At 30.3% G+C, this 21,806-nt stretch carries 21 protein-coding genes and 1 other RNA gene; 6 read left to right on the forward strand and 16 right to left on the reverse strand.

The features are described 5' to 3' along the window. Nucleotides 1-263: 263 nt before the first annotated feature. A complete protein-coding gene (locus B7R67_RS07545; protein ID WP_088069079.1) occupies nucleotides 264-1,052 on the reverse strand; it encodes a DUF4931 domain-containing protein in 789 nt (262 codons plus the stop codon). Nucleotides 1,053-1,092: 40 nt separating this feature from the next. Further along, nucleotides 1,093-2,094: a phosphotransferase gene (locus B7R67_RS07550; RefSeq protein WP_088069081.1), complete on the reverse strand. Its 1,002-nt coding sequence runs from the start codon at nucleotides 2,092-2,094 to the stop codon at nucleotides 1,093-1,095. Between the two features lie 233 nt (nucleotides 2,095-2,327). Between B7R67_RS07550 and B7R67_RS07555 the strand changes: the two genes are divergently transcribed. After that, nucleotides 2,328-2,480, forward strand: coding sequence for a YpzG family protein (locus tag B7R67_RS07555; RefSeq protein WP_088069083.1), 153 nt, complete (start codon nucleotides 2,328-2,330; stop codon nucleotides 2,478-2,480). A gap of 134 nt (nucleotides 2,481-2,614) precedes the next feature. Here the strand turns inward: B7R67_RS07555 and B7R67_RS07560 are convergent, their stop codons facing one another. The 4 genes from B7R67_RS07560 to B7R67_RS07575 all read right to left on the reverse strand — a co-directional run bounded on the left by B7R67_RS07560 (nucleotide 2,615) and on the right by B7R67_RS07575 (nucleotide 4,498). Continuing rightward, nucleotides 2,615-2,746 (reverse strand): DUF4023 domain-containing protein, encoded by a 132-nt coding sequence (locus B7R67_RS07560; RefSeq protein ID WP_088069084.1) that lies wholly within the window; start codon nucleotides 2,744-2,746, stop codon nucleotides 2,615-2,617. 79 nt (nucleotides 2,747-2,825) lie between these two features. Then, nucleotides 2,826-3,152: a DUF2085 domain-containing protein gene (locus B7R67_RS07565; protein WP_088069086.1), complete on the reverse strand. Its 327-nt coding sequence runs from the start codon at nucleotides 3,150-3,152 to the stop codon at nucleotides 2,826-2,828. Nucleotides 3,153-3,648: 496 nt separating this feature from the next. Further along, nucleotides 3,649-3,825, reverse strand: coding sequence for a zinc-finger domain-containing protein (locus B7R67_RS07570; protein WP_088069088.1), 177 nt, complete (start codon nucleotides 3,823-3,825; stop codon nucleotides 3,649-3,651). Between the two features lie 16 nt (nucleotides 3,826-3,841). Continuing rightward, nucleotides 3,842-4,498 carry a reverse transcriptase-like protein gene (locus B7R67_RS07575; protein ID WP_088069090.1) on the reverse strand — a complete coding sequence of 219 codons (657 nt, stop codon included), beginning with the start codon at nucleotides 4,496-4,498 and terminating at the stop codon, nucleotides 3,842-3,844. Nucleotides 4,499-4,645: 147 nt separating this feature from the next. Here B7R67_RS07575 and B7R67_RS07580 point away from each other — a divergent pair, with 147 nt between their 5' ends. Then, nucleotides 4,646-5,026 (forward strand): reverse transcriptase-like protein, encoded by a 381-nt coding sequence (locus tag B7R67_RS07580; RefSeq protein ID WP_088069092.1) that lies wholly within the window; start codon nucleotides 4,646-4,648, stop codon nucleotides 5,024-5,026. 15 nt (nucleotides 5,027-5,041) lie between these two features. Further along, on the forward strand, nucleotides 5,042-5,977 hold the full coding sequence (locus B7R67_RS07585; protein WP_158095053.1) for a DMT family transporter: 936 nt from the start codon (nucleotides 5,042-5,044) through the stop codon (nucleotides 5,975-5,977). Between the two features lie 6 nt (nucleotides 5,978-5,983). On the opposite strand, the gene ssrS is transcribed toward B7R67_RS07585, so the two are convergent. From ssrS to B7R67_RS07615, 6 genes are all read right to left on the reverse strand, one after another. Beyond that, nucleotides 5,984-6,166, reverse strand: a non-coding RNA gene (gene ssrS / locus B7R67_RS07590) — 6S RNA. A gap of 46 nt (nucleotides 6,167-6,212) precedes the next feature. Next, nucleotides 6,213-7,049: a sulfurtransferase gene (locus tag B7R67_RS07595; protein WP_088069096.1), complete on the reverse strand. Its 837-nt coding sequence runs from the start codon at nucleotides 7,047-7,049 to the stop codon at nucleotides 6,213-6,215. 21 nt (nucleotides 7,050-7,070) lie between these two features. Continuing rightward, nucleotides 7,071-10,664, reverse strand: coding sequence for a dynamin family protein (locus tag B7R67_RS07600; protein WP_088069098.1), 3,594 nt, complete (start codon nucleotides 10,662-10,664; stop codon nucleotides 7,071-7,073). Between the two features lie 287 nt (nucleotides 10,665-10,951). Further along, nucleotides 10,952-11,455, reverse strand: a complete 504-nt coding sequence (locus B7R67_RS07605) for an isoprenylcysteine carboxyl methyltransferase family protein (RefSeq protein WP_088069106.1) — start codon at nucleotides 11,453-11,455, stop codon at nucleotides 10,952-10,954. After that, complete coding sequence (locus tag B7R67_RS07610) at nucleotides 11,452-12,546, reverse strand: type III polyketide synthase (RefSeq protein WP_088069108.1); 1,095 nt, start codon at nucleotides 12,544-12,546, stop codon at nucleotides 11,452-11,454. The genes B7R67_RS07605 and B7R67_RS07610 overlap by 4 nt, the downstream gene beginning before the upstream one ends. A gap of 350 nt (nucleotides 12,547-12,896) precedes the next feature. Then, nucleotides 12,897-14,423: a carboxypeptidase M32 gene (locus tag B7R67_RS07615; RefSeq protein WP_088069110.1), complete on the reverse strand. Its 1,527-nt coding sequence runs from the start codon at nucleotides 14,421-14,423 to the stop codon at nucleotides 12,897-12,899. Nucleotides 14,424-14,664: 241 nt separating this feature from the next. Here B7R67_RS07615 and B7R67_RS07620 point away from each other — a divergent pair, with 241 nt between their 5' ends. After that, nucleotides 14,665-14,976, forward strand: coding sequence for an ArsR/SmtB family transcription factor (locus B7R67_RS07620; protein ID WP_088069344.1), 312 nt, complete (start codon nucleotides 14,665-14,667; stop codon nucleotides 14,974-14,976). Between the two features lie 334 nt (nucleotides 14,977-15,310). Beyond that, nucleotides 15,311-15,829 carry an SRPBCC family protein gene (locus B7R67_RS07625; RefSeq protein WP_088069112.1) on the forward strand — a complete coding sequence of 173 codons (519 nt, stop codon included), beginning with the start codon at nucleotides 15,311-15,313 and terminating at the stop codon, nucleotides 15,827-15,829. Between the two features lie 136 nt (nucleotides 15,830-15,965). Here the strand turns inward: B7R67_RS07625 and B7R67_RS07630 are convergent, their stop codons facing one another. The 3 genes from B7R67_RS07630 to B7R67_RS07640 all read right to left on the reverse strand — a co-directional run bounded on the left by B7R67_RS07630 (nucleotide 15,966) and on the right by B7R67_RS07640 (nucleotide 18,929). Next, complete coding sequence (locus tag B7R67_RS07630; RefSeq protein WP_088069114.1) at nucleotides 15,966-16,427, reverse strand: RDD family protein; 462 nt, start codon at nucleotides 16,425-16,427, stop codon at nucleotides 15,966-15,968. A gap of 589 nt (nucleotides 16,428-17,016) precedes the next feature. Further along, a complete protein-coding gene (locus tag B7R67_RS07635; RefSeq protein ID WP_088069116.1) occupies nucleotides 17,017-17,220 on the reverse strand; it encodes a hypothetical protein in 204 nt (67 codons plus the stop codon). A 194-nt stretch (nucleotides 17,221-17,414) separates the two neighbouring features. After that, nucleotides 17,415-18,929, reverse strand: coding sequence for a carboxypeptidase M32 (locus B7R67_RS07640; RefSeq protein ID WP_088069117.1), 1,515 nt, complete (start codon nucleotides 18,927-18,929; stop codon nucleotides 17,415-17,417). 115 nt (nucleotides 18,930-19,044) lie between these two features. Between B7R67_RS07640 and B7R67_RS07645 the strand changes: the two genes are divergently transcribed. After that, a complete protein-coding gene (locus tag B7R67_RS07645) occupies nucleotides 19,045-19,665 on the forward strand; it encodes an NAD(P)-dependent oxidoreductase (RefSeq protein ID WP_088069119.1) in 621 nt (206 codons plus the stop codon). Nucleotides 19,666-19,837: 172 nt separating this feature from the next. Here the strand turns inward: B7R67_RS07645 and B7R67_RS07650 are convergent, their stop codons facing one another. Further along, complete coding sequence (locus B7R67_RS07650) at nucleotides 19,838-21,769, reverse strand: ATP-dependent DNA helicase (RefSeq protein ID WP_088069121.1); 1,932 nt, start codon at nucleotides 21,767-21,769, stop codon at nucleotides 19,838-19,840. Nucleotides 21,770-21,806: the final 37 nt, after the last annotated feature.

The raw sequence follows: 21,806 nt of genomic DNA on the forward strand, positions 1-21,806 counted from the left end.
AGGCAGGAAAAGCAGATAGGAATTTAGGAATTCAATAAAATTCTCTAATGTCTTTTAATATCTTTTCCTTTCACTTTCCCCTGGATCCTGCATTTCCTTGTTCCTGCTCTTAAGCATGCATACTGTAGTGGAAATGAACATCACTCAAAAGATGTACTTCATGATTTGAGTTTGATGTTCACTTATTTACCTTTTTTATATTGACCGATATCTATTTCAACACTCTAAAAAGAGCTTACATTATTGTAAGCTCTTAGTGCTCTTTATTTATTAATTAATTCAAACTCTTTTTTATATAAACTTAGCATTTGATCTTTATGAACTTCTAACTGATTTGAGACTTGTGAAATTGAATATCCGATAAACAAAGGTGAAACAACAAATCTTGGAATAACTTTACAAATAATTTTACCAGCCCATTTGTAAAAGAATAAATTATAGCTATCCATGCCTTTATAAAAATGATTAAGTAAATAATGAGTAACGATATGTAGATAAATTGCCATTTGCGGAATATATTCTGTATCATCAATGATAATATTAAATTCCCTAAATCCCATAATTGGATGGGTAGAGATATTTAGTTGAGATCCAAAATGCGATGAAATCGTAATCCCTTTAAAATATTCCTCACTAATTTTTTTATTATAATCAATATTTTTTAACCCTACAATTTGCATATGTGGATGACTGATTGTTCCCCCTGAAAGCGGCCCATGATTTTTATAAAAGATAACAGATTTATACTCTCCAGTAGAGTCAAGTTCATCCCATTTTTTTATGGCAAATGTTAAAAGATTTGTTAAATGTTCGATCGTATATTTTGATGGGTCACCATCGCAATCGTCACTTTCGATTATGACAGTCTGAAAAGTATCTTCTAATGTAGGGAATTTATTTTTTAAATAAATGATCGAGTCAAGTGTATCTATAATATCTGTTAAATTTTCGCGATCACAAAAAGGACATTTTACTTCTTTATTTTTTATACTATCAGGTTTTTTTACGCCTATATTCATTTTAAATTGTAATACATCATTTTGAATATCCATATCTGTTTCCCCTTTTGAACAAAATATATTCGCCATTACTTTACGTAATTAATGATTTTAAGCATTTTCCTCTCATTAAATAAAAATCTAAATGATTTTTTAATCTAGCATCATTTAAATTTAATAATTTTGATGTGGTATTTAAAAATTTCCAATTTATACACCCCGATAACCATACTAAAGATGCGAGTCTTCCCAATTGCTGATTATCAATTTGAAAAACATTGTTGTATTTTGTTAAGAATTTATCTGCTAAAGACTTAGATACTTCCATTGCATTTAGATCATTCGTTCTAGCATACCATTTAATTAACCAGGCCAAACCCTCAATTCGATCGCCATATGTTATGGACTCAAAATCAATAATACCTTTTAAAGTTAAATCCTCGTTCCATAAGATATTTAGAGGATTTAAATCTGACTGTATTATAAATTCGAATTGCTCAGTCCGGGCATTACAAATATGCATTTTTGTTAACTCCAAATACTCCTTTAAAAAAGATTTATTTTCTAAGGAAACTTTTCCGTCGTTTAATTTATCCAAGAGTATGTTTACAAATCCATCATAAGCAATTAAGTGAGATTTTTTCGGAAAAAGATCACTTTCAAATTTCGATGCGATTAAATGAAATGTAGCAGATTTACTTCCCATTTCCTCTACTATTAAATCATTGAATTTTGTAAAATGAACTCCATTTATCCATTTAAATAATATAAAACGATAGATCTTGTTATCAATTAATACGCTCAAAAATCGTTCATTCTTTCTAGATTTTACAATTTCCATGAACGGAATACTATTTTTAATTAAATATTCAGTGAAGATAATCTGTTCTTCGATTATCTCGTCTGTAAGCTCACCAAAAAAATCATTCATTGATCGTTTTTGACCAATTAATCTTGCTGAATAAGCATTATGATTTACTAAAATTTTAAAGTGTTTATCATTATGCCAACTTTGCGTATTTAATTCTTTTTCTATTTCAAAAGATTTAATTGTCATTGGATATTGATTTAATATATCTCTTATTAACTTTTCCATTTATTGAATCCCTTCAATTTAAATTCATTCCGAACCTTAAAGAATTCAATATAATTTAAAAATTTCCTTTTTTTATTCGATTGACCTCATGCGAAAGCCTTTAAAATTTTCACCTAAATAATAACTGTAATTTAAGTTTTTCATAAGTATCATTTTTAAGTAAAAATCAAATACTAACTACGATATTCAATTGAATATCATTGATATCCTAAAAATCTAGAGGTGAATCAAATATGACGATTAAAAATCATTTAGATCCACATTCTCAGAAGTTTTACCACAATTGGACTAGACCAAAACATGCTAAATCGCAGGTTAATGGTCATACAATGATTTCTCAAAATACAATCATTTTAAAAAGTAACGCAAAGGCTCATAGGTGGTAAAAAGGATAATCAAAAGAAAGAAGGCAATTTAATTGCCTTCTTTCAATTATATGGACTCCTTTTCTAAGCATTTCATATCAATCACATAGATTACATATGAAAAGCCATGACAATTGCCATGGCTTCATTACATTTTATTTATTTGTTCCATGTTGTTTAGTTGGTAATTTTTCATTTGGTGTTCCATTACCTTGATGTTCTCTATTTTTTTGGTCTTTCTTTTGTCTTTCATGTAATTTTTCAACAAATTGATGAGTATCTTCCACTTTTACTCCTCCTTAGAAATGAATCTAAGTGTTACTTTAACCAAACAAGCCAAAAAAAATGCATTTATAATGAAAAGGATTAGACTAGTAAATTTGTCAAATAAACTACAGAGCGTACAATCAAGATCGATTGTGCAATTCCAAATAATAACCCTGTAATGAAGCGGTAAACATTATTACTTTCTCTCCATTTCCATTTCTGAGTATAGCCGTCAATGAGTAGTGGAAGCATTAAAATAGGAATATACCACCAAGAAAGATACGACGATATTATAAAAATAATTGGAAGTGAGAAATAACCAATTAAAATGGCAGAACATCTTGCACATAATGGAAATGTATAGGAACCAATTTGAATCGTCCGTTCCAGTTTTCTATGGCATGGAATCCATTTAAAAATCAACATTAATCCCTCCATCAACTTGGACAATCAGGACTGCAATCACAATCTGGAGTGCACTCAGGTGTATGATTATGACAATTTATAAAATCACAATCTGGTATGCTAAAAAAACCAAAATCAGGACAGTCACACCATTCAAATTTCAATTTTCTTTTTCTCCTGCGTTCGTAAAAAATAATCATAACGATTAGAAAAATTAAACTACAACTAACGATTAGAAATCCTTTCAATAAGAGCCCTTTTATTAAGAAAGAAATTCCTAGAATAAATAGAATAAAGAAACCGCTAATTAAGAAAAAAACCAACTTGATCCCTCTTTTTTTAAAAAATACAGTGTGTAGACAAAGTCCTATTTACCTGATTTCCAGACTGATTGAAAACGTTTGTCTTTCGAGGAGCGGAGTTACCATTAAACGGTAATGAGCACCGCAGACAGGCGAAGTAACGAAGAAAGCGAGCGTTTGTCAACAGTCTGGAAGGTACATTTAGTACCTTCTTTTTATGTTAATGGTTTGCCAATACTTTTAATTTTTTCTCCTACAGTACATTTATTAATACAAAAGGATTGAGCGAATTTTTGACTATGTTCCTTTCTAAAATGTTTATATACAAAGCAACCTTCACAATAGTTTTTTAATAAATAATCAATTTCTTCTAAGATCGCTTTTCGTTCCATGTATTTTTTCACCTCTTTACGTTACTTCTATTGTACTGATTATCTTATTCCCTTTAAGTGCTTGGGTTGCAAGATTATGAGCTTCTTTATTATCATTGCGTCTAATTAGCTCAAATTGTAAGGTTAATTTTAACTCTTTACATTTTTTTTCAATTCGATTAATGAATCTTTCATGTTGTTCCTCAAAACATGGCCAACTTCCATTTAATTGATTAATGACTACTTGTGAATCACCATTTATTACAACTGTCTGACCAGTAATATTCATTTCTTCTATTAATAAAATAGCATTTTCTAATGCCGCAAATTCAGCTTCGTTATTTGTCATTAATCCTTCTAATTTCTCATTATACCGTTTTCGATATTCTTTACCGTTTTGACTAAAATATATGCAAACACCTACTCCTGAAATAGATGTTGCTAAATCATATCCTCCATCAAAGAATACTGTAATATTATGTGGTTCTTCTTCTAATTCTTTTAAATATTTTATAACTTGTTTTTTAGTCCATTGAGAATCAAATTGATCCAAAAAAATAATTTCTTTTGTTCTTCCAGTGCTCTCAAAGTCTTCAGCTAATAAAAGAGCTTCTTTTGTTTCCAACCAGTCTGTTTCTAATGTAATTTGATACTTCTTTTTAGTTTGATATTTCCAAACAATCTTCAATTTCATCCTATACACCTTTTCTTTTTTTGTATTTTACTTAGAAAGGATTGTTCTTCAATTAAATCGCAAAATCAAGCTTTATCATATTTTTTAAGTTTTCATTTTTTTGAATATATACTAAAATGGTACATATATAACACTTGGAGGTTAACTATGATTGAAGTATATATTGATGGAGCTTCCAAAGGGAATCCTGGTCCATCTGGTGCTGGCATTTTTATAAAAGGAATTAAAGAGCCTGTTTTTTTAAGTATTCCATTAGATTCAATGTCTAATCATGAGGCAGAATTTCACGCGTTACTAATTGCACTTGAATACTGTGTAAAAAATGATTTAACTATTGTTTCTTTTAGAACAGATTCTAAAATAGTTGAAGAAAGTATTGATAAGAAATATTCTAAAAATGATTTGTTTATTCCTTTATTAGAGAAATCACTTTATTTAATTAATCAACTTGATCTTTTTTTTATAAAGTGGATTCCATCTAACTTGAATAAAGTTGCAGATGAACTCGCTCGTAAAGCTATTAAATAAAAAGGAATGAGCGTTATGAAAAATAAATTAATTGCTTTTTCTTCTCTACTTATTATATCCGCTGTTTGGGGATCATCACTTTTCACTGTTAAAGAAACTCTTCAATTAGTCCAGCCGTTTACATTCAACGCAATAAGATTTGTTGTTGCAGCAATTGTGTTATTTTTCGTGCAAACATTATTAAATCGAAAAAGTGATAAGAAATACTATGGAAAAGCTGGATATATTTATCCTGGAATAATGATTGGATTATTTTTATTTTTAGGTTTCATCTTTCAAACTTTTGGACTACGTTATACATCCATTTCTAAGTCCGGTTTTATCATTGGCATAAGTGTGGCAATTGTTCCAATTCTGTTATTTTTCAAATATAAGAAAAAACCTTCTGTTAGAGAAAATATTTGCGCAATTATTGCATTTATTGGATTACTTTTATTATCTTTTTCAACAAATTCAAAATTCAATTCTGGTGACATTTTATCCTTCTTTAGCGCAATCGCATTTGCTCTTCATATCATTTATTCAACAATTTATTCACCTAGTTATAATTCATTAAAACTTGCAACAGTCCAAATCATTTTAGTTGCACTGGCATCTTGGACATTTGCGTTAATTTTTGAAGACTGGCAGATCATCTTCCATCAAGAACTATGGACAAATAAGTTTTTTATATTTTCTATTTTATATACTGCAATTATTTGTACTGCTGCAGCTTACTTTATCCAAATGTTTGCACAATGTACAATAAGTGCAACGGAAGTAGGGATTATCCTTGCTACAGAACCAATATTTGCAGCTATAACAGGTTATTATTATGCAGGTGAAAGACTGCAAGAAATTGGTTTGATTGGATGCTGTTTCATTCTTGTTTCTACGATTGTAACTCAAATTAGAAAGAGTAAAAGCAAAAATAATATGATAAGCGAAGAAAAAACCATTCACAAAATGTGAATGGTTTTTTTTCCCGCAAATGCCGTTATTCCTTTTATGTCTAAGTAAACCGAAACTCCAAGGTGGATGTCCTCACAAGTAACGTTCATCCTCCTATAAATAGGCACGACGTTGTTACTTAAATATCGGTCTTCCTGCATACAATCATTGGTTTAAGACATAAACTGACAACGCACACAGCAGGTTTTATTTAATTTGTATTCTCATTCTATACTAAGAGATACGATTTTGCAACTTATAATTCGATCTTTTTTACTTCATTTTCTTCATAAGAAATCCAATCACTAAAACTTCCAGGATATAACTTAATATTTGAATATCCAGCTTCAATTAATCCTAGAAAATTAACACATCCAGTTACTCCAGAACCGCAATAAACAATTGTTTCATTGTCTAAATTAAATTGGCTGAAGTTTTTCAATAATTCTTCCTTGGTTTTAAATTCTCCATTTTCATTTAGAACATTTTTCCAAAAAGAATTTTTTGCCCCTGGTATATGACCTGCAATTCTGTCGATCGGCTCGAAATCACCTTTATATCGTGAGTATTCTCTAGAGTCAATTAGATTGATCCTTTCATGTTGACCTCTATTTCGGACATCTAACATAGAACTTATCAAATTTTCTTCAATTTTTAGTTCAAATTTCTTTGGTATGATTTTTACAGTTTCATTGGTCACTTCAAACCCATTATTTAACCAATTTTTATAACCGCCATTTAATACAAATGTAAATTTGTGCCCAACTAAATGACATAAAAACCAGCATCTCGCTGCATATTCATTTGTTCCATCATCATAACAAATGACAATTGTGTCATGATCTATTCCAAGTTCACCTAATAATTTCCCAAATTCATCTAAATCTGGTAATGGATGTCTGCCACCATGTTCCATTACTGAACTTGATAGATCCTTATTTAAATCAACAAATCTTGAAAATGGGATATGATTTTTTTGATATTCTTTATATCCATAAGCTGGATCAGATAATTGAAAACGACAATCTAAGAAAACAATATTTTTATTTAATCGCAATTTATTCGCTATGTTTACATCAATTATATTTTTCAAATTAAATTGTCCACCTTTATTTTAAATTAGTTTTTTGAATAGATTTAACACGTTTTCATCGACAACTGCTTCATTCATGTTTTCAGTTGCTTCAATTGTTTGACGAACGTCATTTTCAAATTGTTGCATACATTTATTTAATACAGAGTTAAGTGTATTAAAATATTGTTGCTCATAGTGTTCAGCAAATAATTTATCCATTTGCGCTAAATATTCTTTTAAAGGCGTTCTCATTTGTTGAATACATTCATCAATCATGTTTTCTTTCATGTTTTCAACAAAAAAGCTTTTTGGATTCTTAAAATATGACTTTAAATTTTCGAAATGATCTACATTTACAAATTGATCTGGTTTACTAATTGTAATCGTTTCAACCTCATTGATCTCACTTTTTTGAACAATAAATTCAGATTGAATTGTATGGATTTCATCGATTACTCGACTTTGCGCCGATTGAATTTCATTAATTAAAAATTTCTCTAATCTGAATCCCGTTACTCTTAATTCTTTTACGACTTCTTCTAAAACTTCATAAATAAATTCTCGAATTTTTGTAACGAATAATTGTTTGCTATTTTTTGTATTCGTATTGAAAATACTTGGATTAAAGAAGTATGGGAATAAGTCTCTCATTCTTAATTCAATTCGTTTTTCAATAAAGAATATTAATTGTTCATTCTCTTTCATGAATGCTCTTGGTAAACTAGTTGGTTTTGCATTTTTAATACTTTCTTTAACTTTATCTTGAATTAGCTTAAGCTCGGCAAAGAATTGATCTTTTTCATTTTTAATTCTTTCAAAACGTTTTATCGTATCAATTAAAATCTTTTCAATTGTAAACAGATCATTCATAAACGTTTTAAATACTTCATTCGCAATTTCATATTGGAAGAAATTCTGTATTTTAGTATTTAATTGTTTATAATTGTTTTGAATTGCAAGATTAAGCTCAGATGTCCCATAGCCCTTCATTTGTAACATACTAGAAATAGCAAATACGGACGGAAAGCGCACACCAAGCTTTGTTAATTGATTGACAAAGAAATTCTGTACAATTTCAATTTCGCTTTGATCTTTCGCTAAATCAGATGCATTTAAGACAAAGTAAACTTTATCGCTATCAAAACTTTCTCTCATACGTCCAATCTGCATTAAGAATGATTCATCTTGACGTGTAAATGCATGTTGGTAATGTGCAACGTATAAAATTAAATCTGCTTTTTTTAAGTAATCGAAAGCTAATTCAGTATGTCTTGAATGAATACTGTTTCCACCAGGAGTATCGACTAGTACAACACCACTTAACGTAATCTCACAATCATAGTAAACCGTACTTTCTTTTACAAAACATGCTCTATTTTCTTCACTGATAACACGAACATAATCACTTAGATCATATCGCTTCGTTGTTCCGAGTAAACTACTCATTTCCTCATAATTTAGACAAACACTTTCTGCATATACAAAAGCATCAGTTGGAATTTTATCTTTTTGCTTCTTTATTAAGTGTTGTAATGTACTAAACCACTCTTTTTCATTTACTTCGACGCCCCATTTTTTAAAGAAATCTAAAAACTCTTCTTTTAATGACGCTTCAGATTTGTAACTTACATCCGCTTTTTTATTTCCAGAGTCAATCGTAGAACGCTTTATTTTACAGATTGCCGCTGTTGTTGGATGTGGAGATACTGGTAAAACGCGTTCACCTAATAGAGTGTTAATATAAGATGTTTTACCAGAACTAAATGCACCAAATAAAGCAATTGTATATTCATTTGATTTAATTTGATCACGTTTTTCTAAAAGAAGTCCAATTTTGCTGTTTATAAATTTGTTGGACTTTAATTCATTTAATATTGAGTCTGCAATTTCATATTTTGCTTGAATTTCTTCATTTGAATGCTTTTTACTATTTTGATCAATTTCAGGTACAAAATCTTCTACGATCTCAGGAGCTTGAATGGATAATATATTTTTATTTATTAACTCGCTTACTGTTATCGCAATTGGTTTAATTTCAGGTAGTTCAGAAATAGTTTCTTGAATTGTATTTAGAATTGTATTAATTTCTGAAACCATTTGTGCGATTTTTTGATTATTAAATTCAATTTTATTTAACTCTCCAATTTCCTTTTGTAATTCAGTTTTTCTACTATTTAATTTTTGAATTACTTTCTCATTTTGAAGTTTTAATTCTTTTGAAATTGTATAAATAAATTCTGAAATGCTTTTACGATAAACAGCTTTAATTCCTTCACTTACTTCTTTTGTATATTGTAATAAATAATTTCCACCTGTATCGATTAGATGAGATGGTTTAGGACATACAATTTCTACATTCAGTTTCGGTTCAAGGATTTGATCAAATTCACTGCTATCTATTTGGTTATTTTCAATTTGTTTAACAGCGCGAATTGCAGCTTCTTTAACGAAATACTCAATTTGTTTATTAGTTAATTCTAATACCTTGTTAACAAATTGTTGCTTAGCTTCGGTTAAAGCATTTTCTAATTTCTTCCTTGATTGGAACAAACCTTTATTTTGCAATGCCTTTTCAGCTTCTAAATATTTTGAAGCTAATTCCCTCATTTCAAAAGGCGTTATGTTTGAATTGTTCAGTACGTGTTGAGTTGTTTGTAAACAATTTTCCTCGAATGACGAAACAGAATTTTTAAGTGTATCGATTTCATTGGAAAGTTCATTAAATTCTAACCTAATTTCTGTCGCGTTTTCATCAACTTCAATGTAATCGTTCTCAAGTTGTTGTACTTGTTCATTCATTATTGTTAAAAAGCTTGTATAATCATTTTCAAGTTGAACAACCTCTTGATTTCGATATAAATCATTTAAAAAATTGATAAATGAATTGTATTCGTTGTTTTTTAATGATTTATCTCTAGCAGAAATATAAAAAATTTGTAAGTTATTTAACCCTTGTTTTTTTAAATTTCCAACCACTCCATTTTTGAATTCTTCAAATGTTAATTCAGATTCATCATGCTTATCAATACATGTAATGACTAAACAAACTTTATTGTTCTTTTCAACTAGACTATTGATAAAATCAATATTTGTCTTTGAATGTACATGCTGATAGTCCATTAAATAAAATATACTATCTGCAAGATGGATGACTGAGTTCGTTGCTTCTAAATGATCCATATCCGTTGAATCAATCCCAGGAGTATCAATTAATACAGTACCTGTTGGAATTTTAAATACTTCTTGAGACCATTCTAATTCAATTATTGAAGCACTATCAGATGCAAGTCGTTTTAATTCATCCACCTGAATATCATCTTGGATTTGGTACATTTCTCCGTCTTTCAGCGTAATTAACATATTACTTGCGCCGCTTTTTAATTTAACGACATTTGCACTTGTAGGAATTGGACTTGTCGGTAGCTTTTCAACTTGTAATAAATCATTTAATAGTGATGATTTACCAGCTGAAAAATGACCACAAAATACATAATAGCTTTCTTTGTTTTGAATTTTATAAGCTAATTTTTTTAATTGAAATAATTCCTTCGAATTTTGTTGTTCAGAAAGTAATTCGATTCCTGAAGAAACCTTATTTAATAATTCCCCTCTGTTTATCTTTGTGTTTTGCAACGTGATTTCCCCATTTCATTTCAAACTCATATCATTTCCCTAAAATTATTTTATCCCCATATATATTAATTTGGAAGAAGAATGTATAGGCATTTGCATATAAAATAAAAAAAACTAGGTTACATCACCTAGTTTTGAACTTGTTTAAGTACATATTTCGTTAATAAAAAGTATAAAAGAATTGTAGCAGACACAAATCCAAGAACCATTGACGCACAACCTTTCGAAGTTGATAATGATTTTCATTCTTCATTAATCATAATCAGTAATGGATCTTTTGTCAATCATTAATCGATTGATTGTAAAAGCGCTTTATTTTCTTCTCGGATTCTTACTTTTAATAACATCAAATTGCAAAATGAAAAGATAACGGAAGTAATATATGCATGAAACATAATCGGTATGATGAATAATTCAATCATAACAATTATGTAATTTGGGTGTTTTATATATTTGTAAAGACCTTTCTTTACTAATCTTTCATTAGGTAAAATAATAATTTTCGTATTCCATCTTTCTCCTAAAGTTGAAATGACCCATACTCTTGCTAATTGTAATATGATAAAAATGATAAATAGAGTTGTAAAAAATCCTAATTCGACGTAATGAACAAAGTAACGTTCTATAAAGATTGATAAGAAAAACATGCTATGTAAAATAATGAAATATTTATAATGATCTTGTCCATATTCAACAGCTCCACGTTTTTTTAATTTCTTCTCATTTCTTTTTGCAATTCCAAGTTCGATAACTCTTTGAAGAATAATAAACAAAAATAGTATTTTGATCATTCACATTCAACCCACTTTAACAAAGATAACTCCGAACTAAACCCAGGTCCTAAGGCACAAAGTAATCCATATTCATTTGTTTTACCTATTTTCATAAATTCACTTAACACAAATAAAACTGTGCAAGATGACATATTCCCGAATGATTTTAAAACATTTAAAGAAATGGATATTTTTTCCACAGACAAATCTAATGACTCTACATATGCATCTAATACTTTTTTACCGCCAGGATGTGCTATAAAATGTTGTAAATCATTTATTGTAAGTTTATTCTCCAATAAGAATTCCGAAACAACCGGTTGCAACCATGTCTTAACAATCGATGGTATATCTCTTGAAAAAATAACAAACAGACCGTCATTTCGAACATCCCAACCCATCACTTCTAATGAATTAGGCATTAAAGTCGAATGAGTCTGTTCTATTGATGGTAAGGATTGATGAATCGTACGCTCTTTTAACTGACTTTCATCACCAATAACCAAAACGGCAGCTGCCCCATCAGCAAATAATGAAGTTCCAATAATATTGCTTTTTGATAGATCTTCTTTTTGAAATGTTAAACTACATAATTCAACTGCTACCAATAATATATTTGAACTTGGGTGTGCTTTACAAAAGTCGTATGCCCTAGAAAGACCACTAGCACCACCTGCACAACCTAAGCCCCAAATTGGTATTCTTTTGATTGTAGGATTAAATGGTAGAATATTTGCTATATGAGCATCGATCGTTGGAGTTGATATACCTGTTGAAGATACAAATATGATACCGTCAATTTCATCATATGGAATTTCTGAAGATAAAAACTCATCATTATTTAAACAATTCTTTATTGCTTCGATTGATAACTCAATTGAAATTTCAGTATAAGTTTGATTTTTTTGTTCAAAGGTGTGATCCTCACTGTACCAAGAAAGTTCCTTAGATAAATATCGACTTTGAATTTCTCCATTTTGAAATACAGATAATAATCGATCAATCGATGGATACTTTTTTAAGAATAGTTCTCTGACAAACGGAATTACATTCTCTTGATTGATTTTATGTTTTGGTACAGCTTTTCCTACAGATAAGATTAAAGGCATAATTTCCCACTCCTTATAAAGATTACCATTTGTATTAATCTGGAAAATTATTCTTTAATCTTTTATAAAATACAATTTGAAAGAAAAAATACTCGCCGATTGGCGAACTTTAGGCGAAAGACAGAGGCTAAGATGCATTTTCTAACCGCTGCTAATTTATACTTTCCTTTTGCATAAAAAAAGACAATTCAATAATTGTTCATTATGACATGAACAAATAAATGAATTGTCTAAGCGTTTCAAAGGAGTATTTTGAGTTTTTTCTGTTGTGCAGTTTTAGTATATCTCATTTTATCTAAACGTACATTCGCAATTATTTCCATTAAGATATTGTTTAAACTCTGCAAACTTTAATGATTTATTTCTTCTAATTCATACAGCTTTGTATATTTACTTTCTAAATAATGAATGTAGTGCATTACATTTAACTCTTCACCCGTAACATCTTTTAATATTTGTTGTGGATCCTTTGCCGCGCCAAATTGATGAATATTGATTTTTAACCAATCGAGAATTGTTTGAAGATCATTTGTTTCAATTAGTTCATTCATATTCGGTAAATCTTTTTCCATTGTCGCTTTTATCTGTGCTGCATACATTGCACCAAGTGCATATGTTGGAAAGTAGCCAAAATGCCCCATTGACCAATGAACATCTTGTAATACGCCTTCACGATCTGTTGGTGGAATAATACCGAGGTAATCTTCCATTTTTTTATTCCAAATAGTTGGCAATTCTTTAACTTGAATATTGCCATCTAATAGTTCTTTTTCAATCTCATAACGAATCATCACATGTAGTGGATATGTCAATTCATCTGCTTCAATTCGGATAAAAGATGGCTTACTACTATTCACTACTTTATAAAACTCATCTAACGAAATTGTATCTAAAAGCCCATTTAATTGTGATTTTAATTTTGGGTAATAATTTTTCCAGAATTCATAACTTTGACCAATCATTTTTTCATATAAAAGTGACTGAGATTCATGAATTCCTAATGATGCACCTTGTGCAATCGGTAATCCCTCAAAGTCTTTCGAAATATTTTGCTCATATAATGCGTGACCACATTCATGGATTGTACTAAATAATGCCTTTTCAAAGTTATTTTCATGGTATTTAGTTGTTACCCGCACATCACCTAAATTTAATGTTGTCGCAAATGGATGTGGAGTTGCATCTAATCTACCCGAATCAAAGTTATATCCGAGAGTAGTTAATAATTGCTCACATATTTCTTTTTGTTTATGCTTTGGTACGAATGCTTTCATTTCTTCTCTTTCAAAGTTTTTTCCGCTCATCGATATAGCCTTTACAATTGGGACTATTTTTTCACGCACTTCTGAAAACACTTCATCAAGCTTTTCAACCGTCATGCCAGGCTCATATTGGTCTAAATATGTATCATATTTACAATTTTCATAGCCTAAATATTCAACAAATTTGCGTTTGTATTCAATTATTTCCGTTAAATATGGTTCAAATTTCGCAAAATTATTTTCTTCTTTTGCTTCCGCCCAAATACTTTCTGAAATAGCTTGGCATTTTATATAGGCCTCGTATTCATTAAGAGGAATTTTTGTATTTCGATCAAACTGTTTTCTTAAAACTTCTACGGTTTTCTCAATTTCTATTGAACACATCCCCGCACTAATTGCTTCTTCTAATGTGATTAAATAATGTTCCATTTCCTTCGAAGTGCTCATTTTATAGACATCTGATGCTAGTTGACTAATTACAATCGATCGTTGACTAATTGCATTTTTAGGTGCACCTGTTCGAAGATCCCAATACAAAACACTAATTGCTTCTTGAATGTTTAACATTTTTCTAACATACTCCAAAAACGAAGCCTCGTATTCTTTAAAGCTCATCAAAACACCCACCTTTTAAATTAAATTTTACAATCATCTAAATAGTAGCACAAAATTTTTTCGTATTTAGGAGAATCATCATATGTAATAATCAATATTTCTCGACATTTATGAATAGTCCTTTTTATAAATGTTTATACTACTCTAGTCTTTTACATACCCTCCTACTTACATCACCCTTAGAAAATTAAATCTAGAATATTCCTTGACAGGAATATTCCTTTTGAGGTATATTCAATTTATGAATACGACTTTAATTGCTCTTGCAGAGCCCAACCGGTTACAGATTGTCGAACTCTTACGTGACGGTCCTCTATCAGTTGGTGAAATTGCTGAAAGTCTTGGACTTAAACAACCACAAGTTTCAAAACATTTACGCGTTCTAAGTGAAGCTGGGCTTGTCGAAGTTCAACCAATCGCCAATAAAAGAATTTACAAACTCAGACCTCAGCCGCTTAAAGAAATGGATTCGTGGATAAAGTCTTTCCGCCACGTCTGGGAACAGAGATTCGATCAATTGGACGATTATTTAAAAAAATTACAAGGTAAATAATCGTAGTTTATACAATGCAACTATCATAGCTGTTTCTAATTTTCTTATTTAGATAGGAGAGTTTAGGAGGCACTAAATATGGGTTAATAGAAAAAAGTGCCCTAGAACAATTCGATCCTGTTGCTTTCGGAAGAACAAGACGGTAAAACATCACTTACGATGTTCGAATATGCTTCAGCAAAAATACGCAATAATGTAGTTGAAGAATACGGCACAATCGAAAGTGGTAAATAACCATTAACCGTTTAGAAAATCAGTAAAAGAAAACTTGCCGATTGGCGAGCTTTTACACCGCTGCCAATTTAGACAAAAAAACAAAACGGAGGAAATAATAATGAGTGAAAATACATTTAAAGTTGATGAACAAGGTTTAGTTTTAACGAGAGTTTTAGATGCACCACGTGAGTTAGTATTTAAAGTATGGTCAGAAGCTGAACATTTAAAAAACTGGTGGGGTCCAAAAGGCTTTACGATGGAAGTCATGAATTTAGATTTCAGCCCAGGCGGTAAATTCCATTATAAAATGCAATCTCCTGATGGATTCGAAATGTGGGGATTATTTATTTTCGGTGAAATCGTTGAGCCTGAAAAAATTGAATTTGTTAATGCTTTCTCTGATAAAGACGGAAACATGGTCCGTGCCCCATTCTTTGAAGTATGGCCATTAGAAATTCAAAATGTATTAACTTTCGAAGAACATGATGGTAAAACGACTCTTACAATGAAAGGTTACCCTATTAACGCTACTGAAGAAGAAGTCGCAGCTTTTAATGCAAATAAAGACTCTATGAGACAAGGATTTGCAGGTACGTTTGAACAATTAGATGAGTATTTAGCTAAATCTTCATTATAAGATATCCAATAAAAAATCCCTCTAAAGCTAGCAAATAGCCTTTGAGGGATTTTTTATTGGAAATATTCCTTTAAAAATGGCTCCGTTAAAAAAGAATGTTGGTTTTGTGTAATATCAAATTAACACTTACAGAGCCTTAATAATAAACAACTTTAGTTTTTGCAATACGATCATGTAATGTTTTACGATCTTTACGAAAGATAAAAAATAGATCTACTAGAATTAAAATACCCATTGCATCAATAAATATTGGAAGATTTACTTGACTACCTAAATCAAAAACTGACCGTAACGTCATCGTTTTTAAATCCACTAAGTCTTCTGAGTCTTTAACAACCATAATGCTGAGTAATCTTTTTCCAATAGTTTGACCGCTCCATATATAAGTAGGTACGATGACATAAAGTAAGAAAATAAAAACAATTGACCAAATTGAATAAAGAAACAATTGCTTACTACTATACATATACAAATTTAAAAATTCCTTGTTTTCTAAGCCTAGAATTAATAAACCTAGTTTAGAAAATAAAAGACTTAATATACCATCAATCCATGCAGCAAAAAACCTTCTTGTACGACTTGCCAATTCGTAATCCATTTAAAAAAACCTCATTCCACAAATTTATTAACTAATGGATTTAATTAGATAGTATCTATTATACTTAAGAAGTTTTATTTTTGATTAGTCATTTTTAATGAAAATTTGTATTTTTTTGGCAAAGGTTTATTTTTTGTTTAAAAAAGTCTGTTTAAAAAGAATATTGATGATTTCCGTTACAGGATGCACGCTTTCCATGGGGCGTGAGCTGAGCCTCCTCGGCAAGCCTGCGGGGTCTCACCCTTCCCGCTACTCCCATAGGAATCTCCCACCTTCCACTCCAATCAATGTCTTTAAAGCTATAAAACTTTTTTCGATAATCTCTTTTGGAAAATATCAACAATTAACATTAATAGTGCCTTCTTAAAAAATATTTCGTGCTATTGTCAGTAAAAAAGCAACAGCATGCAGAAATAGCCTTAAAGGAACTATTTCTGCATGCTGTTGCAAAACTTTTATTTTCTCATTGTAATGAATATGTCATTAAGTATAGGACTTAATTGAATTCCACTCCAGGGTGCTCATTTTTCCGTGCCACTTTGCCGATCGATTTGTATTTTAAGTACAACGTCTATTTTAATTATTTATATCAAACAGGCTTTATATTATATTTAGATTGTTTTCCAACAATTACTTTTAATAAATTCTGTAGTTCTTTTAAATCCGTGTCCAACTGACGACGAATCTTAACGATTTCAATATTGTTATCATTATTTTGTTTCTGGGCTTCTTGTAACTTAATTCGTTTTTCTTCGATATTCTTTTGTAAAGATCTTGCCGTCCTAAAAAACACTTAAATTACCTCCTTTTTTCAGTTTTTTTGAATACGCTTTCATACTTCTACTATACTATGTAAACGCTTAAATTCGAATCTTTAAAAGTGTCTATTTTTTGAACAAATTTGAGGTTACATTCTTTTTATTTGATTTGAAGCCTAAAAAAGGATTGTGGGGAGGTTTTTTATCCACTCCCCACAATCCTTTTTATTTAAGCTAAATTATATAATTTTGAGTATTTCTCTTCCAAGTACTCAATAAAATATTTCACATTTAAATCTTCGCCTGTAACATCAACTAAGATTTCTTTTGGTTCTTTTAATTTACCATATTGATGTATATTTAAAGTTAACCAATTTACAATTTGATGTATTTCTCCACTTTTTAAAATACTTTCATAATTAGGTATATCTTGTTTCATTTTTTGTTTGAACTGTGCTGCGTACATTGCACCTAATGCATAAGAAGGGAAATACCCAAAATCTCCTCCAGCCCAATGGACATCTTGTAGCACACCTTCTCGGTCATTTGTAGGGATAACCCCTAAATATTTTTCCATTTTTTCATTCCATACTTTTGGTAAATCCTTTACTTGTAAATCTCCGTCAAACAACTCTTTTTCTATTTCATAACGAACCATAATATGTAAAGGGTATGTACATTCGTCAGCTTCAATGCGAATAAGTGAAGGCTCACTATGGTTTATTGCTTTATAAAATTCGTCAATTGATAAGTTTTTAAAGAATTCACCTGTTTTAGCGATTAAATTGTCATACTGAGTTTCCCAAAATTCTTTACTTCTCCCAATCATATTTTCAAAGAAAAGTGATTGGGATTCATGAATACCCATAGATGCACCTTCGCATAGTGGTGTACCGATTAAATTTGAAGATAAGTTTTGTTCATAAAGTGCATGACCACATTCGTGAATCGTACCAAATAATGCACTCATAAAATTATCTTCAATATACTTAGTTGTAACGCGAACATCACCAGGATTTAAAGTAATCTGAAATGGATGTACCGTTTCATCTAATCTACCAGAATTAAAGTTGTAACCTAATCTGACTAGTACATCTTTACTTATTTCTTTTTGAAGATCAATTGAGATTGGTTGTTTTAATTCTTCTCTTTGTAAATTAATACGAGATTTCGAAATGTTAGCTACTAATGGTACTAAACTCTCTCTTACTTCACCAAAAACTTCATCCAATTTTTTTGTCGTCATTCCCGGCTCATAAAAATTTAATAACGTATCATACTTCTTATCCTTATAGCCCCAATATTCAATAAATTGTTTTTTCATTGCTACAATTTTCTCTAAATAAGGTTGGAATTTACTGAAGTCACCTTCGTTTTTTGCTTCCTCCCATGCATTTTCACTTAATGAACATAATTTTACATACTCTGCATATTCCTTTTTAGGAATTTTACAGTTTAAATCATAATTTTTACGACACTCTTTTACTGCTTTTTCAATGATCTCATCTAAATTCCCAGTACCGATTTCTTTTTCCAGTAAGTTTAAATAATTGTCCATTTTATCCGAGGTTGTCATTTCGAATACTTCTGATGAAAGTTGGCTGATAACATTTGACCTTTGCTCTGCTCCGTTTTTAGGAGCACCAGTACGTAAATCCCAATACATTACATTAATTGCTTCATTATAATTTTCTATCTTCTTTAAATAGTCAATAAATTCTTCTTGTACGTTATTAATTTCCATTTTTCTCCCTCATTTCCATTTAGTTGGATAACATTACCATTCTATCATACTATTATCAATCTTTACGAAAAGACATTTTCATCGATTTTATTGTACAATGCAGTAAGGTGATAAAATGAAAATATTATTATTAGGTGCAACTGGAAGAGTAGGTAGTTTTTTAGTTAATTTACTATTAGAAGCTAAAATTGAGTTAGTGTTATTAGTTAGAGATGAGTCTAAAATAACAATACAACATGATTTACTAACTGTTTTAAGCGGAAATACATTAAATGTACAAGATTTACAAAAAGCTACTGAAAATGTCAATGGTGTCATATCTGCTTTAAATACTGATGGAGTAAATACTTTGTCTAGAACGATGGAATTACTTATTCCACTCCTTGAAAAGAAAAATATAAATCGAATTGTTACAATAGGAACAGCTGGAATTTTGCAGTCAAGATTGGTTCCTTCAGCGCTTCGTTATTTAAGTCCTGAATCAAAAAGGAAATCAACTACTGCAGCAATAGACCATGAAAGAGCATACCAGTCTTTAAAAGCCAGTCAATTAAACTGGACTGTAGTATGCCCTACTTATTTACCTGATGGGCCAATCCGTAAAAAATACCGTTTAGAAAAAAAATTTTTACCGCTTGATGGAAAAAGTATTTCAACAGGCGATACAGCTTACTTTGCATTTAAAGAATTTTTCGAATGTAAATATAATCGCACTCGCGTTGGAATTAGTTATTAATAAAAGCTAGCTCAGAGAGTAGAGAAACCCTTAAAAATCTCTCCTCTCTTTTTAGATGCTCTATTTTTCTTTTCTCCTTAATCTTGCCTTTCCTTTTTCCTGCTCCTTACCATTTACATAAAAAAACGAAAATAAAAGGCTGTCGAATGATTCGACAGCCTTAACTAGCTTTTTATTTTGGTTCAACAGGTAAGTTGTTTAATATTTTTTCCTTCGTATCACTAGGTAAGTCATTCTCTAAGAATAAGATAATTTTACCTTTATCTTCATGACTTCGAATTAATCGACCAATCCCTTGACGTAATCTTAATAACATGTATGGTTCATCAATCTCTTTATATGGATCAGATGAATTTTGTCGTTTCGATTGGAATACAGGGTCATTTGGTGGGAACGGTAATGAAGGAATGATTACTTGACTTAATGACTCTCCTTGTATATCTAACCCTTCCCAAAGATGCACAGCACAAAGTGATGCATTTGTGTCTTCTTGGAATTTTTGAACGATTGAACTAATCTCTTCTTCACCTTCAAAATAAAGATCAAAGTTTAATTTTTCTTTTTCAACCTGTATTTTAAATTTTTTCATCTCTTGTAATGAATTAAACAATATTAATGTACTTCCATTATTATTTTTTAACTCATTGATGATCTGCTCGTTTTTTGACTTCATTTCACTTGAATCAATTTGATTTATAAAGATTTGCATTTGCTCTTCATAATCAAAAGGAGAATTTACTGAGAATGATAAATAATCTTTTATTCCTAAACTATTTGCAATATAATCAAAAGAGCTATTTTGTGATAATGTTGCTGACGAGAAAATGATTGGTATCTTTTGATCAAATACTTTTTCTTGTAATAGTTCATTTACTGCTTTCGGCATAATAACAAGCGTTAATTCATTTTGATTGTATTCAATCCACTGAATGGCAGTTGCTTCATTAATAAATAAATTTAAACAACGTTCAACATCATCTAAATGTTCATCCACGATATTTAATTGATATTCATCAATCGTATACATTTCACTTTCGAATACTAGCTCATCACCAATTTGACTAATTTGATTTTTTAATCTTTTTGCTAGTTTTACAAGTTGTTCGTTACGATTTAGTTGAAAACGATTTGATCCTTCAACTTCTACGCTACGATTATCTAACTCATAAAAAAATTGATCATAAGTCTCTAAAGTATCTTCTAGTAATTGTTGAAAACTTTCACGAGTACCTGATTGCATTAAAAAGGATAAGAAAGTATTTAATGTTTCCTGTTGTAATCTGTATGTTAGCGATTTTTGACTTGCGAATTCAAGTAAGTGTCCTTCGTCAAAAACTACACAACTCGGATTTGGTAGTAATGGTAATTGACCTTCACGTTTTCTTGATTCTACTGTCCAAATATGCTCCATATAAAACTCTTGTGAACAAACAATTAAATCAGTTGATTTACGATAGTGTTCTCTTGAAAGAGTTTGTCCACATCGATGTCTTTGTTCACATGTAGAACAGTCTTGGAAATAGTCATATGAGATTGTATCCCACTCTGCGTCTGTTAGATTTTTATATTCAGTACGATCACCATAAGGAGTAAATTTTTGTAAAGTTCCATAGTCATGTACAAAGCTTGGTAAATTTTCATAAACCTCTAAAACTGCATCAGATACGTCATCATTTGCTCTTTGTTGGTCTAATTTATTTAAGCACAAGTAATTTGTAGTTGATTTAGCTAATCGTACATCTATCGATAAATTTAATGCATTTGATAATTTTTCAATATCCCCATTTTTCTTCACTAACTGTTCAATCAATGATTCATCTGCACATGCAATGATCGCAGGTTTACCAGTATATCTTGCATAGCATAGACAATAAAGTAAATAAACAAAGGTTTTACCTGTACCAACACCTGCTTCTGCAAAAATAACTTTCTTTTCTTTAAATGCCCTTTCTACTTGATAGGCCATAAAAATTTGTTCATCACGTAATTCATACCCAGCATCTGGTAGTAGATCGTAAAACACATCACCGATCCACTCGCCTAACTTGTCTATGAATTGATCTTGTTTTCCTACCTCAAAAGGTAATTTTGATGATTGACTCATTGCTACCCCCATAATGTAAATTAAAAAGAAAAAGTCC

This window comes from Gottfriedia luciferensis, from assembly GCF_002156865.1.
Classification (GTDB): Bacteria; Bacillota; Bacilli; order Bacillales; family Bacillaceae_G; genus Gottfriedia; species Gottfriedia luciferensis.

Excerpts from the sequence above, each read along its gene's own strand:
- B7R67_RS07630 (WP_088069114.1), bottom strand. The coding sequence starts at position 16,427 with ATGGATTACGAATTGGCAAGTCGTACAAGAAGGTTTTTTGCTGCATGG.
- B7R67_RS07555 (WP_088069083.1), top strand. The coding sequence starts at position 2,328 with ATGACGATTAAAAATCATTTAGATCCACATTCTCAGAAGTTTTACCAC.
- B7R67_RS07610 (WP_088069108.1), bottom strand. The coding sequence starts at position 12,546 with ATGCCTTTAATCTTATCTGTAGGAAAAGCTGTACCAAAACATAAAATC.
- B7R67_RS07550 (WP_088069081.1), bottom strand. The coding sequence starts at position 2,094 with ATGGAAAAGTTAATAAGAGATATATTAAATCAATATCCAATGACAATT.
- B7R67_RS07580 (WP_088069092.1), top strand. The coding sequence starts at position 4,646 with ATGATTGAAGTATATATTGATGGAGCTTCCAAAGGGAATCCTGGTCCA.
- B7R67_RS07620 (WP_088069344.1), top strand. The coding sequence starts at position 14,665 with ATGAATACGACTTTAATTGCTCTTGCAGAGCCCAACCGGTTACAGATT.
- B7R67_RS07575 (WP_088069090.1), bottom strand. The coding sequence starts at position 4,498 with ATGAAATTGAAGATTGTTTGGAAATATCAAACTAAAAAGAAGTATCAA.
- B7R67_RS07545 (WP_088069079.1), bottom strand. The coding sequence starts at position 1,052 with ATGGATATTCAAAATGATGTATTACAATTTAAAATGAATATAGGCGTA.
- B7R67_RS07645 (WP_088069119.1), top strand. The coding sequence starts at position 19,045 with ATGAAAATATTATTATTAGGTGCAACTGGAAGAGTAGGTAGTTTTTTA.
- B7R67_RS07650 (WP_088069121.1), bottom strand. The coding sequence starts at position 21,769 with ATGAGTCAATCATCAAAATTACCTTTTGAGGTAGGAAAACAAGATCAA.
- B7R67_RS07615 (WP_088069110.1), bottom strand. The coding sequence starts at position 14,423 with ATGAGCTTTAAAGAATACGAGGCTTCGTTTTTGGAGTATGTTAGAAAA.
- B7R67_RS07565 (WP_088069086.1), bottom strand. The coding sequence starts at position 3,152 with ATGTTGATTTTTAAATGGATTCCATGCCATAGAAAACTGGAACGGACG.
- B7R67_RS07585 (WP_158095053.1), top strand. The coding sequence starts at position 5,042 with ATGAAAAATAAATTAATTGCTTTTTCTTCTCTACTTATTATATCCGCT.
- B7R67_RS07625 (WP_088069112.1), top strand. The coding sequence starts at position 15,311 with ATGAGTGAAAATACATTTAAAGTTGATGAACAAGGTTTAGTTTTAACG.
- B7R67_RS07570 (WP_088069088.1), bottom strand. The coding sequence starts at position 3,825 with ATGGAACGAAAAGCGATCTTAGAAGAAATTGATTATTTATTAAAAAAC.
- B7R67_RS07640 (WP_088069117.1), bottom strand. The coding sequence starts at position 18,929 with ATGGAAATTAATAACGTACAAGAAGAATTTATTGACTATTTAAAGAAG.
- B7R67_RS07605 (WP_088069106.1), bottom strand. The coding sequence starts at position 11,455 with ATGATCAAAATACTATTTTTGTTTATTATTCTTCAAAGAGTTATCGAA.